The following is a 16,146-nucleotide window of genomic DNA, read 5'->3' on the forward strand; positions in this document are numbered from 1 at the left end:
TGATATAAGTACATAAATTGTTTTATTTGTTTTATTTTTCAAATATAACCGCTCTCAAGTGACCTGTGAGAATAATATGTTTAATTCTTTTAATACTCAATTTTTCCAATTCATCGTTTATAGCCTTTCTATTTCGGAAAACTCTAAACAATGGATAATACCAAGCGATATCACTTTTGTTTTCAAAGTTCGGAACGAAATAGAACAATAGTCCACTCTTGTATTTACTCAAAATTTTGCTGATTTCTATTTCTGTATTCAAAAGTTCAAAACTAACTATACTTTCTGAATTTTCTTTATATTCTATCCCAATCTCTTTCACAGCGCTTGTAATAGTTTTTTTCAATTCTTCATCATCTTCAAGCAGAGAAATTTCGTTCACATTCAATTCGTTCAAGCTTTTTAGTAAGTCTTCCATTCCAACGGAGAATTTTGGCAATTTGTAACTTTTTAATCTTTCCTTGTAAACTTTCAAAACTTCACTCTTGGGGAATGGATAAGCATAGTAATAGTTGTTCGCCTTTTTCCATGCACGTATTGGTGAAATTACCCCTAATCCAGAGTGCTTTTCTGATATATTTCCAACCCACACAATTTCATCATTGGGTGAACCGATTTTTTCAGAAGGATAAAACCCATCAAATTTATATATTCCAATACCTAAGTCAGCTAAATTGAAATTCTTTTTGCATGCTTCAACATGCAATTCGTAGGCTTTTCTTAAATCTTCTTGGTTTTCAGATTTTTCGAATATCTTTGCAAGCCTAAAGTTGTAAAAATAGAACTTATCTTTATTTTCGATTTTTTCCAAAAATTGCTTTGCTTTGTCAATATTTGAATCGTAAAGATAAACCGAACTTACGTATTTAGCAAAATCGCTATCTGAGATTAAGTAAATCTTTTTGAGTTCTTCGACATTGAATTCTTTTGAAAGGTCAGTAAAGAATTCCTTAGCTTTTGTATAATACTCTTTTATCTCTTCAAAAGCACCGTCGATCTCTGTGTCCAACTTTGTTTTTAAATCCTCCAAAACCGGTTTTATAAATTTCCCGAGTTCTGGTAAAGTATCAATTGAACGTTTGTAGTAATCAAGAGCAAGTTTAAAATTCCCCATTTTCAAATAAGTATCGCCTATTAAGGCAAGTGAAACTCCTTTTAAGGTTTCATCTTCCGATTTACGTATTTCATTCAATAATTTCAATTTTTCCGTTGTTTCACCTTTGAAATTTTCAAAATAAAATATCAAACTGCCTAATCCATATTTTTTAATTCCTTCGATTTTGTCTTCACCAAGGATGTAATCTAAAAGATAATCATTACCACTCTCTAGCCTTTTTAAAACATAATCTTCAAATTTACTTTTCACGTGTGGACGATAAAGTTCCACATTGTATGTTCTACCACTTTCTAAATCTTTTTCTATAAAGTCAAGTATGTTAAGCCTAACACCTAACTGAGAAGCTTCTAATAATAACTTGTCGATTTCTTCAGATAACGAAGCGTAATCTTCGTTATCAAGTTCAATAATGTATTTAGCTAACGACTTCAAAAGCTTTGGGAGGTCTTCGCCAGTCTTTTTTGCTTCTTCAAATATTAAATAGTAATTCTCCTTAAATTCTTTTAGTCTTTTAGCTTTTAAATAACCAATACAGAGAAGTGTTCGTGCTGAAGCTTTGTATTTTATCGTAATTATTGTCCATCCATATTTTTCTGGGTGCTCTTCAACATCTTTTATTTGTTCAAAGAATTTTTCGCCGTGTGGTATAAGCTTATCAAATTCTTTTCTAGCCTCATCGATTCCAAGAAGTCCGTAATATGGATCAGGATTATTTGAATTTAGGGAAAGAACTAATTTAAACATTCGCTCTGCCAAATCGTATAAACCTTTTGACATGAGGTCCAAACCATGTAAGAAAAATACTTCAAAACCTATAGAATTTATTCTTTGCTCCTTTTCTACAAGAGAGAATATTTCTTCAACTATTGGATATTTGTTATATCTGGATTCATACATAGACTCGGTTTTGTAAAGTTGACATAAATAATATATTCTTTCTATATTGGACATATCTTTTTTTTCATTAAGAAGCTTAACTAAAAGATTTCTTGTTCTTTCGTACTTTTTTTGCTTTAATTTTCTTGTCCAAATATATCCGTAGTGGTATATTATAAACGGAGCTTCAACAACTTTACCTTTGTAAATTGGTTGGTTATGGACTATATTTTCATATCTTACCGTTCCATTTCTGAAAATTCTCGCGGTTGATGCAACTTCGGTTCTTTTTAAATCCCAGTCGAGATAACTTATTGTAGGAAGATAAACAGTATTTACATCTTTTGGTAAACTTGCTAAAAACTCTCTTATTTTACCAAAATCTTCCTTAACTTCTTCATCGGCATCGTATATCAATACCCATTCACACGTTGGAAATTGCAATGAATAGTTTCTGGCTTCTGAAAAATCATCCCGCCATTCGTGAAAATAAACTTTATCAGTATATTTCTTCGCAATTTCAACACTATTATCCGTTGAGCCTGTGTCAACAACAATTATTTCATCAACATACGGTTTTATACTGCCCAATGCCCTGTCCAAGTTGTGCTCTTCATTTTTCATTATCATTGCAACACTTAGTAAGCATTTATTTTCAGGTTGCTTTGACACGTTTATTCACTCCTCGTAATAAAAAATTTATACTTTTTCTCAACATATTTTTCAATATATGACTATAATTATCCTAAAAAAAGTGTGAAAAACAAAAACCAAAAGCGGGCGAATGCCCGCTTTGGTTTTGAACTGTATTCAAATTGACTTTGTAAATGATTTTGTAAATTATTAAAATTATTATCTGAGTAATTGCAATACTTGTTGTGGTTGAGCGTTTGCTTGTGCAAGCATTGACATACTCGATTGCAACAGTATCTGTTGTTTTGTGAATTGCATCATCTCTTTTGCCATATCTGCATCTCTTATTCGGCTTTCCGCTGCTGTTAAGTTTTCTGCTGCTACTCCCAGGTTCGCTATCGTGTGTTCAAGCCTATTCTGGATAGCACCGAGAGCTGCCCTTGCCGTACTTACTCTGTGAATTGCTGCATCCACTACCATTATTGTTTTTTCAGCACTGTTTTGATCTGTTACTTTGAGTGTTGATGTCAACAATCCAAGAGCTTTCGCGCTCATATTGTCGATACCAGCGATCATGTTGTGACCTTCGTTTGCGCCGATTTGGAAGACTAATTGATTGTTTGCTGTGTATCTTGCTTCCACTCTTACCACTGCGCTATCTATTACTTCGTTCACTGGTAAAGCGTCGCCAAAATCGGAAATGGTGAATACTCTTTGCCACTTAATTGTTACGTTACCAAGCGCTGCGGAGAGAGCACCTATTGTTGCAGTAGTTGAATTTAATACTGTACCATTGTTACCTATTTGGGTAATTTTAACATCAAGCTGTGATGTAACAGCACCCTTGAATTGTCCAACCTCTATAACATATGTTCCTTCTGTTGCACCAGTTTTTGAATAACCACCTACAGTTACGTTAATATTACCTCCGGTAACGACTTTAGCATCTGGAGTATTTTTGAACCCTTCGAGTTTACCGTCGAGAAGTTTCTTTGTGTTGAATTCTGTTGTTCTTGCTATTCTGTCAATTTCTTCCCTTAATTGATCGAGCTCTGCTTGTATTTGATTTCTATCAACGTTTGTGTTTGTGTCACTTGCTGCCTGTACGGCTAGTTCTCTCATTCTTTGGAGTATTGAGTGTACTTCTGTTAATGCTCCTTCTGCTGTTTGAATCAATGATATCGCGTCTTGTGAGTTTTTAATTGCCATGTCAAGACCTTTGATTTGACCTCTCATCTTTTCACTGATAGCCAAGCCTGCTGCATCGTCTCCAGCTCTGTTGATTCTTAAACCAGATGAAAGTCTTTCAAGAGTTTTGCTCATGTCCATGTTGGTCATGGATATGTTTCTCTAGCTGTTCAAAGCGTTGACGTTATGGTTAATCCTCATATCTTTCCACCTCCATGTGGGTTTTGTTTCCTTAGATTTTTTAAAATTTGGCAACCAAGGATGCTTTTAAAGGATACTTTAATACCATAAGCATTATCGGATAAGTTTTATTTTTTTTTAGGGTAAAAATCATAAGAAAAACCAAAAGCGGGCGAATGCCCGCTTTTGGTTTTGAACTGTATTCAATTTGACTTTGTAAATGATTTTGTAAATTATTAGAATTATTATCTGAGCAATTGCAATACTTGTTGTGGTTGAGCATTTGCTTGTGCAAGCATCGACATACTCGATTGCAACAGTATCTGTTGTTTTGTGAATTGCATCATTTCTTTTGCCATATCTGCGTCTCTTATTCGGCTTTCTGCTGCTGTCAAGTTTTCTGCTGCCACTCCAAGGTTCGCTATCGTGTGTTCAAGCCTGTTCTGAACAGCACCGAGAGCTGCCCTTGCTGTACTTACTCTGTGAATTGCCGCATCCACTACCATTATTGTTTTCTCAGCACTGTTTTGATCTGTTACTTTAAGTGTTGATGTTGATAAACCAAGAGCTTTCGCACTCATATCATCGATACCAGCGATCATGTTGTGACCTTCGTTTGCACCGATCTGGAAGACTAATTGATTGTTTGCTGTGTATCTTGCTTCCACTCTTATCACTGCGCTGTCTATTACTTCGTTTGTTGGAAGTGCGCCACCAAAATCGGAAATGGTGAATACTCTTTGCCACTTAATTGTTACGTTACCAAGCGCTGCGGAGAGAGCACCTATTGTTACAGTAGTTGAATCTAATACTGTACCATTGTTACCTATTTGGGTAATTTTAACATCAAGCTGTGATGTAACAGCACCATTGAATTGTCCAACCTCTATAACATATGTTCCTTCTGTTGCACCAGTTTTTGAATAACCACCTACAGTTACGTTAATATTACCTCCGGTAACGACTTTAGCATCAGCACTACTTCTAAATCCTTCGAGTTTACCGTCGAGAAGCTTCTTTGTGTTGAATTCTGTTGTTCTTGCTATTCTGTCAATTTCTTCCCTTAATTGATCGAGCTCTGCTTGTATTTGATTTCTATCAACGTTTGTGTTTGTGTCACTTGCTGCCTGTACGGCTAGTTCTCTCATTCTTTGGAGTATTGAGTGTACTTCTGTTAATGCTCCTTCTGCTGTTTGAATCAATGATATCGCGTCTTGTGAGTTTTTAATTGCCATGTCAAGACCTTTGATTTGACCTCTCATCTTTTCACTGATAGCCAAGCCTGCTGCATCGTCTCCAGCTCTGTTGATTCTTAAACCAGATGAAAGTCTTTCAAGAGTTTTGCTCATGTCCATGTTGGTCATGGATATGTTTCTCCAGCTGTTCAAAGCGTTGACGTTATGGTTAATCCTCATATCTTTCCACCTCCATGTGGGTTTTGTTCCATTAATAATTTTTCTATCAAGTTAGTGCTCGTAAGTTTATAAAAGCATCCTTGGTTGCCATAATTATTATCGGAATAAATTTGAGAAATTTTAGTTGCTGATAGCTCATTTATTTATCGTTTTTATAATATGACTGATTCTTAAGTAATTGTTCTTCTGGTACATCTTTAATTTCTTTTGCAGGTGAACCAACGTAAATTTTTCCAGGTTTTGCATTTTTTGTTAGTATTGCTCCAGCAGCTATTAGAGCATCTTCACCTATTTCTTTGCCAGGCAGTATAGTTGCATTTGCACCTATACGCGCACCTTTTCTCAGAATTGGTCCTTTGAAGTACTTTTTTCTTTCCTCTGTTCTACCTAAAAAATTATCATTTGTGAACGTAACTGCTGGAGCTATGAAACAATAATCTTCTATTGTTGATATGGCTGTTATATAAGCATTTGTTTCTATCTTTACATATTTTCCAATTTTTGTTTTATTTTCCACAGCTACTCCCCTACCTATTATTGTATATTCGCCTATTTCAACATCTTCACGTATACTTGCAAGGTCTCCTACAAACACAAAATCACCTAATATAGCTCCTCTGTAAATTACACAATTTGCACCAATCGTTACATATTTTCCAATTTTTAATGGAAGAAGTTCTTTTTCTTCAGTTGTTGCGGACGCAGAAGCTTTGAATGGTTTCTTCCCAAGCACTGTATTATCTCCAATAATACATCCATCACCGATTATTGTATCTTTTCTTATCACAACGTTATGACCTATTGTTACATTATTACCTATTATTACATTGTCTTCAATTACTACGTTTTCACCGAGAATAACGTTGTTGCCTAATTTTGCATTTTTTGATATCATCTTGCTCTCCTCCCTTTAAATTAATTTAATTTTTCTTCATACCCTAATTTAATTATAACACACCTAATTGTGGTATAATGAATACAAGAAAAATATCAAAAAATTCTTTATAATTATCGTTTCTAAGTTATCTTAAGTTTGTTTCAAGAGGAGGGATTCTTATTCAAAAAGTAGCTCTTATCGCACATGATAAGAAAAAATTGGACCTTGCTATGTTTGTTAAAGAGTGGAAAAATGTTTTTGAACGTTGTGAGTTGTATGCGACGAAATCAACAGGGAAGATTATCGAAGAAAAGATAGGACTCAAAGTGAATAAGTTTGAGTCGGGACCATATGGTGGAGATTTACAAATAGGTTCAATGATTGTAAACGGTGAGATTGATTTCGTTATATTTCTCCGCGATCCTCTAACAGCTCAGCCACACGAACCTGATGTTAGTGCTCTTCTAAGGGTTTGCGATGTGCATAATGTTCCTTTGGCTACAAATTTGGCAACTGCAGAAGCTCTTGTTTTGGAGATACAAAAGAAAATACTTCAAGAAAACCAAAAAAACGAAGAAACTGGTGAGTGAGTAATTATGAATAAAATAAACAATGTAAGCAAAGATGCTTTGCTTGTTTTGATATATTTTCTTTTGTTTTTATTTTTTGTGTGGAAAGTGCCATTTGTTGTTGGCGCTCTTGTTCTTGGTTTCTATTTTTCCATAATCCTGAGTGTTCCATACGATTTTGTCTTAAAAAAGACAAATAAAAAATTTTTAGCTGTAATTTCTTACATACTTGTCGTTTTTATATTTGTTTATACCATCATTTCATTTTTCCCGAAGACATTTGATCAGGTGTATAAATTATTTCAGGCGTCAAAAGATTTGAATATAAATGGGAATTTTCCGACGTGGTTAGTGAATGCTATAAATGAGCTGAAGTCAAATATTTCTTCAATTCTTTTAAGTATATTGAACAAGGTGGTCGGTGTATTACCTTCCCTGATTACTATGCTGATGTTTATTTTAGTGACCATGGTAGGAATAGAAAGTATAAAATCTTATCTTGCTAAAAATATTTCGATATTATTTGTTGAAAATCCTGATTATGGTAAAAAATTTGTTTATGAACTTTTTGGGGATATTAGAAAGTACATCAGAGGTCAGGTTCTTGTTTCTTTTATAAGTGCTTTCCTTACAACGTTAGGATTGATATTATTGAATATTCCCTCGGCATTAACACTAGGTGTGTTAACGTTTCTTGGGGGTTTTTTCCCATTTGTTGGATTACTTATCTCTGCTGTACCTATGTATTTATTTGCTTTTTCCACAGGTGGTTTGAAATCTGTTATTTTCCTAACTTTTTTACTTGTTGGTGTTAACCAAGCTGAATCTTGGATTTATGGTCCAAGAATCCAGAGTGATAATTTGAAATTACATTGGTTTGTAATAATTCTGGCTATTTTCTTACTTGGGGATATCTTAGGTTTTGTAGGCGTTTTAATAGCTATTCCTGTGTTGCTCTTTGTTAGAAAATTTTGGAAATATTATGTTCTGAAAAACAACTAACTTAAAAATACAGAACCTGGCCAATTGGAAAAATGGCTTAAGTTAGAATAAAAAAATACATCTGCTAAAATTGTCTTTGTGTCAAATTACATATTTGCTCTGATTTTACCTCTTAATGTATTTAACTAATATTCAGTCTAGAAAGTTCGAAGCTTTTGGCAGATAAGGGATATTAGCAATGAAAGTATACATAAAGCCCTTTGAGAAAGAAAAAGCAGAGAGTTTATAGACACACTCTCTGCCCATCCAAAAATGATTAGATTAATTGACAAATAGTTTTTACATTAGCCAAGGTGAGAATTAAATTTATTAAAAGCATTATTTATTTTTTGCTAGCGACTATTATCATATTATGTGACGAATTAGCAATTCCTGATACTGTTGAAATAGAATCAATTGAAAAATATTGGATTTTTTTGAAATATTTTTTTAGTAGATTATAAATTTCTATAATATCATATTCCTTTATATGAAATGGATTTTTTATATGTTTTCTATTTATTCTGTTTGGAGTAGACATAATAAGCTTTCCATCTGATTTAATTACACGATATGCTTCCTTAATGTATTCTTCTACGTTTTCTAGTGGTAAATGTTCAATTGTTTCATATGAAACATATGCATTAAAATATTCATTATTAAAAGGTAACTTAGTTACATCAGCTTGAATCCAATCTATGTTATCTAATTTGAAATATTTCTTTCCGAATTCAATAGAATCTTTTGCTAAGTCAACAGCAGTAACTTTTTCAGCATGCGTAGATAAATAGGCAGCTCCATATCCAAATCCACTCGCGGCTTCTAAGACGTTGTCCGAAGATTTTATAAATGATGCTGCCAAATCATACTTTGAACTAGTTGTTAAAAGAGAAACAAAAGGCATAAATTCTGTTCCAGGAATGCCTCTTTCCCACATATATGCAATTTTATTTTTATTAACATTTTCTTTAAATTTTTTATCGTAAATGAAACCATAGATTTTTTGTGATAGAAAAATATTTTTTTCTGTTAGTAAAATTTGCCTAACTATATTTAGAATTTCTTCTGGTTTTTGTGATTTTCTTACATAATCAGGCAAAATAATTTTATTTGAATAAATGTCAATTATAATTCCTGAGATTATTATTCCATTATTTTCATTTTCTAAAATAAAATCTAACATGTACATATTATCATTTATATGTTCGAACTTTCCGGCAACTATTTTGGAACTATCAAATGAGAAATTATTTATTAATTTGTTATTGTAGTGAAAGAACTTTTCTATAGGAGTTATTGAATTAGGAGTGAATAATATTTGTTTTTTCGAAAACAATCCGAATACATAATCATTTACGTTTTCCAAAGAGAATATATCTATAAGTGAAAAATCTTTAAAGTTTGTTAGTAATTCTAACATAAATTCTTTTAATGGATCAAAAATGGGTATAGCTATTAATATGTGTTCATAGTTAGTTTTAAATGCTTTTTCAATTGTTTCCTTTATATAAAATTTATTAAAATTACCAATGATATCATCAACGACAAATAATAATTTTTTTAAATTTATATTATTATTAATATAATCTTTTACTTCGTTACTAAGAGAGCTATTTTTATCCTTAATATATGGTAAAGTATAATTAATTTCCATCAAAGATTTAATTGTATTTTGAATATTCAAAATTTGCTTTTCAAGGGAAGAATTCTTTTCCACAAATTCACGGTACTCTATGGAATTGTAATTAGGCGATACAATCATTTCTACAGCTTCATCTATAGTTTGGAAAATGTAGTCTTTAGGGTAGAATTCCTCTGCTACATAGAAATTATGAATTACTGGTTTAATTCCTTTACTCATAGCTTCAAGTATTGCTACACCGTATCCTTCATGTATGCTAGTTGAAAGGAAAATGTTTTTATCTTCCAAATAATCTTCAACATTTTTGATAAATCCGTCGAACTTGAATTTGTCTTTTATTTCCATCTTTTCAAGAATGTACGACACGTACCTATACATTCTTTCATCTTGCATTTGACCTGCCCAGAACAAGCTATAATTTGGATCTATATCTGTCAGTTTTTTCAATATTTGAGTAGCAAAAACAGGGTTTTTCTTGTAGTTGAAGTGCCCTACAAAAACAATGTTAGGACCTGGTTCCCTTATTTTGAAAGTAAACTTAGTCAAGTCAATGCCGTTCCAGACAAGCGATTGAGGAATAAATTTTATTTGAGAACAGTTTTCAATGGTGGTTTTCAAAACATTTTCGGCAACAAAAATAACATGATCAATTTTGTCCCACTTGATGTTTTTCAAGAAGTCTAAGCGAAGTGACTTATAGCCATGCAGTCTACACAAAATTTTCTTCCCTGCCTTTGGCAGTTTGTTTGTAATTTCTATGGCCAATTCATTAGCCCATTCGAGCCAAACAATGTCCGCCCAGTTGTAAGCTTCTTGAATCTGTCTTCCGTCAGTAGTGACTACGAGTTTTATTTCGTAGATATTTGACAAAATCTGAGCTATATCTTTTATGAAGTTATCCAAACCTGGAAGGCAAAAAAATGCTAACCTTTCATTTCTTTTGAAAAATTTCTTTGCTTCTTCGAATTTTTGTTTCATTTGTTCTGGAGCATTAAGTTCACAGGCTTTTCCGTAATAATGTATTGCCATTGCAGAATTATTCTGCCTTAGTTGCGTGTCTCCCAAAAGATCGTATACTTCCCAGCTTTTGTTTTTTATTCGTGTCAGATATCTCCAAGATTCAAAGTAATTTTGCTTTTCAAATAATACTTTTGAATAGTTGAACAAAGCATCGTCATGTGTTGGATCAAATTCTAAGGCTTTTTTGAAATGATTTAGTGCATCATCTAGTTTGCCTTCTTGATAGAAAATTATTCCAAGTACGTTGTGCTTATCTACAGTAGATTCTATCTTGTCTGCATATTGTTTTGCCTTTTCAAATTCACCATTTTGGAGAAGCCTATTTATTTCATCTAACATGCTGTTTGTTCACTCCTTTCAAGTATGCTAATTAATTTATTCTCCTATTAGATAGGGTATTCCTTAGTACGAGGATATAAATTTGTTGAGTGTTATGTGTTTAAAGAATTATACATTGAAACACTAAAATACAAAAAGGCGAGCTTTATGCTCGCCTTTGTATTTTTTTCCTGATTATCAATTACAGCAAATTATTACTGTTCGAATTTTTATGCACGCGTATCATAAAATATATTCCTGGATAATCTTCTTTATTTCATCTTTTGTTGCTACTTTACCCGAGATTTTAACTTTCCCGTTGACTACTAATGCGGGAGTAAACATGATATCGTATTCCATTATTTTGTCTATGTCTTGTACTTTTTCAATGTTTGTACTGATTCCGAGTTCTTTTAGAGCTTCTTCTGTGTTTCTTTCAAGTGCTTTGCACTTTGGACAACCTTTACCTAAGATTTTGATATCCATAAATTCCACCTCCGTTGTTTTTCGCTCTTATCTTATGCTATTATACCAAATATGTAACCTGTAAGTGTTGCCATTATGATTACTAAAGCAACATATGTTGCTGTTTTTTTCCATCCTAAGACGCTGTTTATTACAAGCATATTAGGAAGACTTAGAGCTGGACCAGCTAATAGTAAAGCAAGTGCGGGACCTTGACCCATTCCAGCACCAAGAAGCCCTTGCAGTATTGGAATTTCAGTGAGTGTTGCAAAGTACATGAATGCTCCAACAACTGAAGCTATGAAATTTGATAATAATGAATTGCCACCGACTATTGATGATATGTATTTAGATGGTATTATACCTGCATCAGTATTTGGGCGCCCCATGAAAAAGCCAGCTAAAAGTACGCCGATGAATAGCAACGGTACGATTTGTTTGGCGAAGCTCCAAGTTGATTCAAACCAAGAAGATATTTCTTCTTTTTTAAACCATATGTATATAATTAACACTAGGATTGCCAATAAAAATGTCGTGATATACCACTTTATGTTGTACACCGTGCTGAAGAAACCGGTTTCTTGAGCAGGTTTACTCCAAGCTGCGAAAATTAATATGAGCACTAAATTGAATATGAAAATCATATCTTGATACAATTTCCTTCCTTTACTTTCTTCTGATGAGGAATTTGAACTAATTTGGTTCATTCTTTCTTTATCTTCTTTTCCATAAATAAATTCCATGATTAGCCCTATGACTATTGAAAATACTATGGCGCCGATCGCTCTAGCTAATCCTAATTTCCAACCTAGAATACGAGCTGTCATGATAATAGCAAGTACATTAATGGCAGGGCCAGAGTAGAGGAACGCAATTGCGGGACCAATTCCAGCTCCTCGTTTGTAAATTCCTGCAAAGAGTGGCAGTACTGTACATGAGCATACGGCTAAAATTGTACCTGATACTGAAGCAACAGCATACGCTAACCACTTTTTTGCTTTACTTCCAAGATATTTTATAACTGCATTTTGAGAGATAAATATAGATATCGCACCAGCTATGAAGAAAGCAGGTATAAGGCATGTTAGTACATGGAGCCTTGCGTATTCTTGGAGCATGTAAAGTGATTCAAAAATAGCGCCTGTAAAGCGTTGGTTGGAAAGTGGCATATAGTAAGCGAAAAGGAAAATAGCGACTATTAATACAAATTTTTGCCATTCTTTAAGTTCTTTCATTTTTGCTTCCCCCTTTTTTTGAAGTTTTAGTTTCTGTTCCTCATACTTACACTTGTACAGAATGCTACCTCTACACTGAGATATTTTTCTAGTCTCCCTCTCTGATTTTTTGTTCGTCTATTTCAAAGTCTATTTCTGTTGACAAAGAAAATTTGCCTTTTAAATCTTCTTTAATTATGTTCGCAGCACATTTGAGAGAATTCAATATGCAAGGTGTCTGTAATTTGTAATTTACTGTAAGCCCTTTCTTTTCACTTCTCACAATACCTGCATTCTTCAAGATGTTGAGATGTTTTGAAACAGAAGGTTGATCTATATTAAGTTTTTGTGCGATGCTGCATACACATAATTCTCCATATTTTGAAAGAAGTTCTACAATCATTATTCTTTTTGGGTGGGCTAACGCTTTGAATATCGAAGCGTACATTTCATATGCATCTTCTTTCATTTTTTCCTCTCCCTTCTTTTTGATTTTTTTCTTATATTCCAATATTAGAATATAATATAAATAAAAAATGTCAAGTAAGATTTTTTTTAAATGCAAGTTTAATACAAAGAACAAAAGCACACCTCAAAGGTGTGCTTTTGTTTAATTGCTTTGTAATCTTTTTATCTAACACCTAAAGCCACGGGGATGTTCCTTGGAGAATTGATTGTTACAAGTTTTCCAGCATACACCATTCCAGTGGACCCGCCACCATCTAACATCATTGCGGATTCGTATCCTTTTGAAAGTAAGAACTGAGCTGCTTCGTCAAAATTCATGCCTGTTCCATTTGTGCCTTCTATCGTTATTAGATGAACCTTTCCGTCCTTTATAGCAATTATTGTTCGTGAAGCTCTTGTTGTAGGTATTCCTCCACCATAACGTAGTTTTTCTTCGGCGGCATCTTGTATAATTTTCTTATCTTGGATAAGCAACGGACCAGCACCTACAGCGTTTTTTACTTTATAACCGTTGTCTGTGTAGAGTTCAACACTTACGTCTGCTCCTACCGATATTTTAGGAAGGTACTGTTTTTGAATATCGTTGCTTATAGCAATTACTAATGAATTATTTGGAACATATTCAACGTAGCCAACAGACGTTACTTTTCCGTTCTTAGCAACTATGTAATTTTTTGAAACATCTTTCGTGATTTTCATTTTATACTCATCTGTATATAAGCTAACCTCGTTGACGGTTTTTGTGTTTACGCTTTTTACCATTAGTAGTGTGTCGCCTATTCTAACGGTTATATCGATGTAATTTTTTCCAATAAAGACTTTATCATCTGTGGTTTCAATGAACATCGGTCTAAGCCCGTACCTATGTGATAGAACTTTACCACCAGAGATGATTATATCTATTGGCATTCCTGTAGCTGGGTCAAAGTAGTTTGCGTTGACACCGTGAATTAAACCATTTTGTGATAATATGGAAGAGAGTTGGGCAGTATATCCAATACCGTTTTTAGGTAATACTGGAACTAAATCAACAAATCTTGGATCGAGAATTAAATAATTAACGATGAATGTTCTTCCAGCAAATGTCTCTGTTTTCTTTATGTAATCTATTTTCTTAGATGTTGGTATAAGGAATATTTCTATTGTTTGATTTGTTATGGAAATTTCATATTTTTCAATATCTTTTTGGATTGATAAAATTAATGTGCCATTACTTTTAGAAGCGTTGATACCTTGTGGTATGTTTTTTGGTAAATCAAAAGGTGTAAGTTTTATTGTGATTTTCTTATCTAAAAGATTTATATTTACAAGTTCTTTATTTAATTGAGCAGAGGTATCTATTCTTATTACGTCGTTTGTGTAAGAAATAGAATTTATGGAAACTGGTTTGTCGAAAAATATGTTATTGGAGGTTTGCAATTTCAGTACGTTGATTAATGAGTCAATTTTAACTAATAATTTCCCATTTGAAGTGGTGTATGCATTCGGTACGTACTGTTCAAAATCGATTATGAAATCTCCAGAAGAGCCTATTATGAGCTTTTTGTTATAAATAAGATACATTCTCTCCGCTTTGACTATGTTAAAACCAATATCTTTGAGTTGATCTTCAGTGATATATCCATTTGTTAATGTATAGACTTTATTGTTAAAAAGCAAGACTTGAGAAAATATGACACTCGAATATAGGAGAATTATAGCGGAAAGAATGTTCAAATATCTTAATTTTTTTGTTCCATTTGCCAACATCTTATCAACATCCTTATCTACGTTTGTTGTAAATTTTACATAAAAAACATTCTGTTTTTCTGTGATTAATTATATCATACACTGGAAAAATTTCTATTTATAGTATTTTATAATTATTTTACAATTGAAAGTATTATTGGTTTTACTTGAGGTTTTTCTTGAGAGATTTTGTAACTTTCTTCGAGTAATTTTACAGCATCGTTGATTTCGCTTTTCTCACTAACATACATTTTTGCAATTGTGTCACCAGGATGCACATAATCTCCTATTTTCTTTGTGATTTCTATTCCAACTCTGTAGTCTATTGTATCTTCTTTGGTTTTCCTGCCTGCACCAAGGTAATTTGAAGCAATTCCGATTTTTTCGGTATCGATAGCTGTTATATATCCTTCAACTTTTGCTTTGAATTCAACTATATTGTCTGTCATTGGTAAAATTTCTCTTGGTCTATCAACAACTTCAGGATTGCCACCTTGGTATTTTACTAATTCGCGGAATTTGTTCAATGCAGCTCCACTTTCAAGAGCTTCTTTAGACATTTTCAGACATTCTTCAAATGTGCCTTTTTCCGCTAAGTGACACATCCAAGCAGATATGTTTAAACACAATTCTGTGAAGTCATCTGGTCCATTGCATTTTAGTGTTTCAATAGCTTCCAGTACTTCTAGAGAATTTCCTACCATTTTGCCAAGTGGAACGTCCATATTGGTTAGCACTGCCACAGCTTTTTTTCCATGAGATTTTGCTATATCCACCATCGCTTCCGCGAGTTCTTTTGCTTGTTCCAATGTTTTCATAAACGCGCCACTACCGACTTTTACGTCGAGAACAAATCCATCAGCTCCACCGGCTAGTTTTTTGCTCATTATACTTGCTGCGATAAGTGATACTTCATCGACAGTTGCAGTCGCATCTCTAAGTGCGTATATTTTCTTATCTGCTGGAACCAAGTTCGCTGTCTGACCAACTATCGCAATACCTATTTTTCTGACATTTTCAAAGAATTCTTCCTCGCTAAGAGATGTTCTAAAACCTGGTATAGATTCCAATTTGTCGATTGTACCGCCTGTGTGCCCGAGTGCTCGACCAGACATTTTGGCAACAGGTACACCGAGCGAAGCGACGATAGGTCCAACGACTAAAGTTGTCTTATCTCCCACACCACCTGTGGAATGTTTATCAATTTTTATACCTGGGATAGGCGAAAGGTCTATTTTATCTCCTGAATCTGCCATTACCTTTGTTAGTGTTGCCCTTTCTTCACTATCCATATGTCTAAAATAAATGGCCATTAAAAATGCGGCCATTTGATAATCAGGAATTTCACCTTTTACGTATCCATTTACCATGAACTCTATTTCTTCTTTTGTAAGTTTTCCACCATTTCTCTTTTTCAGTATTACATCGTACGCACGCATTTTTATTCCTCCTCGG

General features: G+C 33.4%; 12 protein-coding genes. 2 read left to right on the plus strand and 10 right to left on the minus strand.

The genetic code is table 11. The annotated features are described in order from the left end of the window. Positions 1–31: 31 nt before the first annotated feature. From FNOD_RS07705 to FNOD_RS07720, 4 genes are all read right to left on the minus strand, one after another. The gene (locus FNOD_RS07705) at positions 32–2,665 is read right to left on the minus strand and encodes a tetratricopeptide repeat-containing glycosyltransferase family 2 protein (protein ID WP_011994625.1); all 2,634 of its coding nucleotides are present in this window, start codon (positions 2,663–2,665) and stop codon (positions 32–34) included. Between the two features lie 180 nt (positions 2,666–2,845). Beyond that, positions 2,846–3,964 carry a flagellin N-terminal helical domain-containing protein gene (locus FNOD_RS07710; RefSeq protein ID WP_011994626.1) on the minus strand — a complete coding sequence of 373 codons (1,119 nt, stop codon included), beginning with the start codon at positions 3,962–3,964 and terminating at the stop codon, positions 2,846–2,848. A gap of 275 nt (positions 3,965–4,239) precedes the next feature. Beyond that, positions 4,240–5,409: a flagellin N-terminal helical domain-containing protein gene (locus FNOD_RS07715; RefSeq protein ID WP_011994627.1), complete on the minus strand. Its 1,170-nt coding sequence runs from the start codon at positions 5,407–5,409 to the stop codon at positions 4,240–4,242. A gap of 139 nt (positions 5,410–5,548) precedes the next feature. Further along, on the minus strand, positions 5,549–6,304 hold the full coding sequence (locus tag FNOD_RS07720) for an N-acetyltransferase (protein ID WP_011994628.1): 756 nt from the start codon (positions 6,302–6,304) through the stop codon (positions 5,549–5,551). Between the two features lie 161 nt (positions 6,305–6,465). Here FNOD_RS07720 and FNOD_RS07725 point away from each other — a divergent pair, with 161 nt between their 5' ends. Together FNOD_RS07725 and FNOD_RS07730 are read left to right on the plus strand one after the other, a co-directional pair. Continuing rightward, the gene (locus FNOD_RS07725) at positions 6,466–6,876 is read left to right on the plus strand and encodes a methylglyoxal synthase (protein ID WP_083756811.1); all 411 of its coding nucleotides are present in this window, start codon (positions 6,466–6,468) and stop codon (positions 6,874–6,876) included. Between the two features lie 6 nt (positions 6,877–6,882). Next, positions 6,883–7,857 carry an AI-2E family transporter gene (locus FNOD_RS07730; RefSeq protein WP_011994630.1) on the plus strand — a complete coding sequence of 325 codons (975 nt, stop codon included), beginning with the start codon at positions 6,883–6,885 and terminating at the stop codon, positions 7,855–7,857. 322 nt (positions 7,858–8,179) lie between these two features. On the opposite strand, the gene FNOD_RS07735 is transcribed toward FNOD_RS07730, so the two are convergent. The 6 genes from FNOD_RS07735 to FNOD_RS07760 all read right to left on the minus strand — a co-directional run bounded on the left by FNOD_RS07735 (position 8,180) and on the right by FNOD_RS07760 (position 16,130). After that, a complete protein-coding gene (locus tag FNOD_RS07735) occupies positions 8,180–10,837 on the minus strand; it encodes a methyltransferase domain-containing protein (protein ID WP_011994631.1) in 2,658 nt (885 codons plus the stop codon). A gap of 222 nt (positions 10,838–11,059) precedes the next feature. Next, positions 11,060–11,302 carry a thioredoxin family protein gene (locus FNOD_RS07740; RefSeq protein ID WP_011994632.1) on the minus strand — a complete coding sequence of 81 codons (243 nt, stop codon included), beginning with the start codon at positions 11,300–11,302 and terminating at the stop codon, positions 11,060–11,062. Between the two features lie 32 nt (positions 11,303–11,334). After that, on the minus strand, positions 11,335–12,516 hold the full coding sequence (locus FNOD_RS07745) for a permease (protein WP_011994633.1): 1,182 nt from the start codon (positions 12,514–12,516) through the stop codon (positions 11,335–11,337). An 88-nt stretch (positions 12,517–12,604) separates the two neighbouring features. Continuing rightward, the gene (locus FNOD_RS07750) at positions 12,605–12,964 is read right to left on the minus strand and encodes an ArsR/SmtB family transcription factor (protein WP_011994634.1); all 360 of its coding nucleotides are present in this window, start codon (positions 12,962–12,964) and stop codon (positions 12,605–12,607) included. 161 nt (positions 12,965–13,125) lie between these two features. Beyond that, on the minus strand, positions 13,126–14,712 hold the full coding sequence (locus tag FNOD_RS07755) for a phosphodiester glycosidase family protein (RefSeq protein WP_011994635.1): 1,587 nt from the start codon (positions 14,710–14,712) through the stop codon (positions 13,126–13,128). Positions 14,713–14,825: 113 nt separating this feature from the next. Further along, positions 14,826–16,130 (minus strand): pyrimidine-nucleoside phosphorylase, encoded by a 1,305-nt coding sequence (locus FNOD_RS07760; RefSeq protein ID WP_011994636.1) that lies wholly within the window; start codon positions 16,128–16,130, stop codon positions 14,826–14,828. Positions 16,131–16,146 lie beyond the last annotated feature (16 nt).

The organism is Fervidobacterium nodosum Rt17-B1 (genome assembly GCF_000017545.1).
Lineage (GTDB): Bacteria > Thermotogota > Thermotogae > Thermotogales > Fervidobacteriaceae > Fervidobacterium > Fervidobacterium nodosum.

Excerpts from the sequence above, each read along its gene's own strand:
- FNOD_RS07710 (WP_011994626.1), bottom strand. The coding sequence starts at position 3,964 with ATGACCAACATGGACATGAGCAAAACTCTTGAAAGACTTTCATCTGGT.
- FNOD_RS07715 (WP_011994627.1), bottom strand. The coding sequence starts at position 5,409 with ATGAGGATTAACCATAACGTCAACGCTTTGAACAGCTGGAGAAACATA.
- FNOD_RS07720 (WP_011994628.1), bottom strand. The coding sequence starts at position 6,304 with ATGATATCAAAAAATGCAAAATTAGGCAACAACGTTATTCTCGGTGAA.
- FNOD_RS07730 (WP_011994630.1), top strand. The coding sequence starts at position 6,883 with ATGAATAAAATAAACAATGTAAGCAAAGATGCTTTGCTTGTTTTGATA.
- FNOD_RS07735 (WP_011994631.1), bottom strand. The coding sequence starts at position 10,837 with ATGTTAGATGAAATAAATAGGCTTCTCCAAAATGGTGAATTTGAAAAG.
- FNOD_RS07740 (WP_011994632.1), bottom strand. The coding sequence starts at position 11,302 with ATGGATATCAAAATCTTAGGTAAAGGTTGTCCAAAGTGCAAAGCACTT.
- FNOD_RS07745 (WP_011994633.1), bottom strand. The coding sequence starts at position 12,516 with ATGAAAGAACTTAAAGAATGGCAAAAATTTGTATTAATAGTCGCTATT.
- FNOD_RS07750 (WP_011994634.1), bottom strand. The coding sequence starts at position 12,964 with ATGAAAGAAGATGCATATGAAATGTACGCTTCGATATTCAAAGCGTTA.
- FNOD_RS07755 (WP_011994635.1), bottom strand. The coding sequence starts at position 14,712 with ATGTTGGCAAATGGAACAAAAAAATTAAGATATTTGAACATTCTTTCC.
- FNOD_RS07760 (WP_011994636.1), bottom strand. The coding sequence starts at position 16,130 with ATGCGTGCGTACGATGTAATACTGAAAAAGAGAAATGGTGGAAAACTT.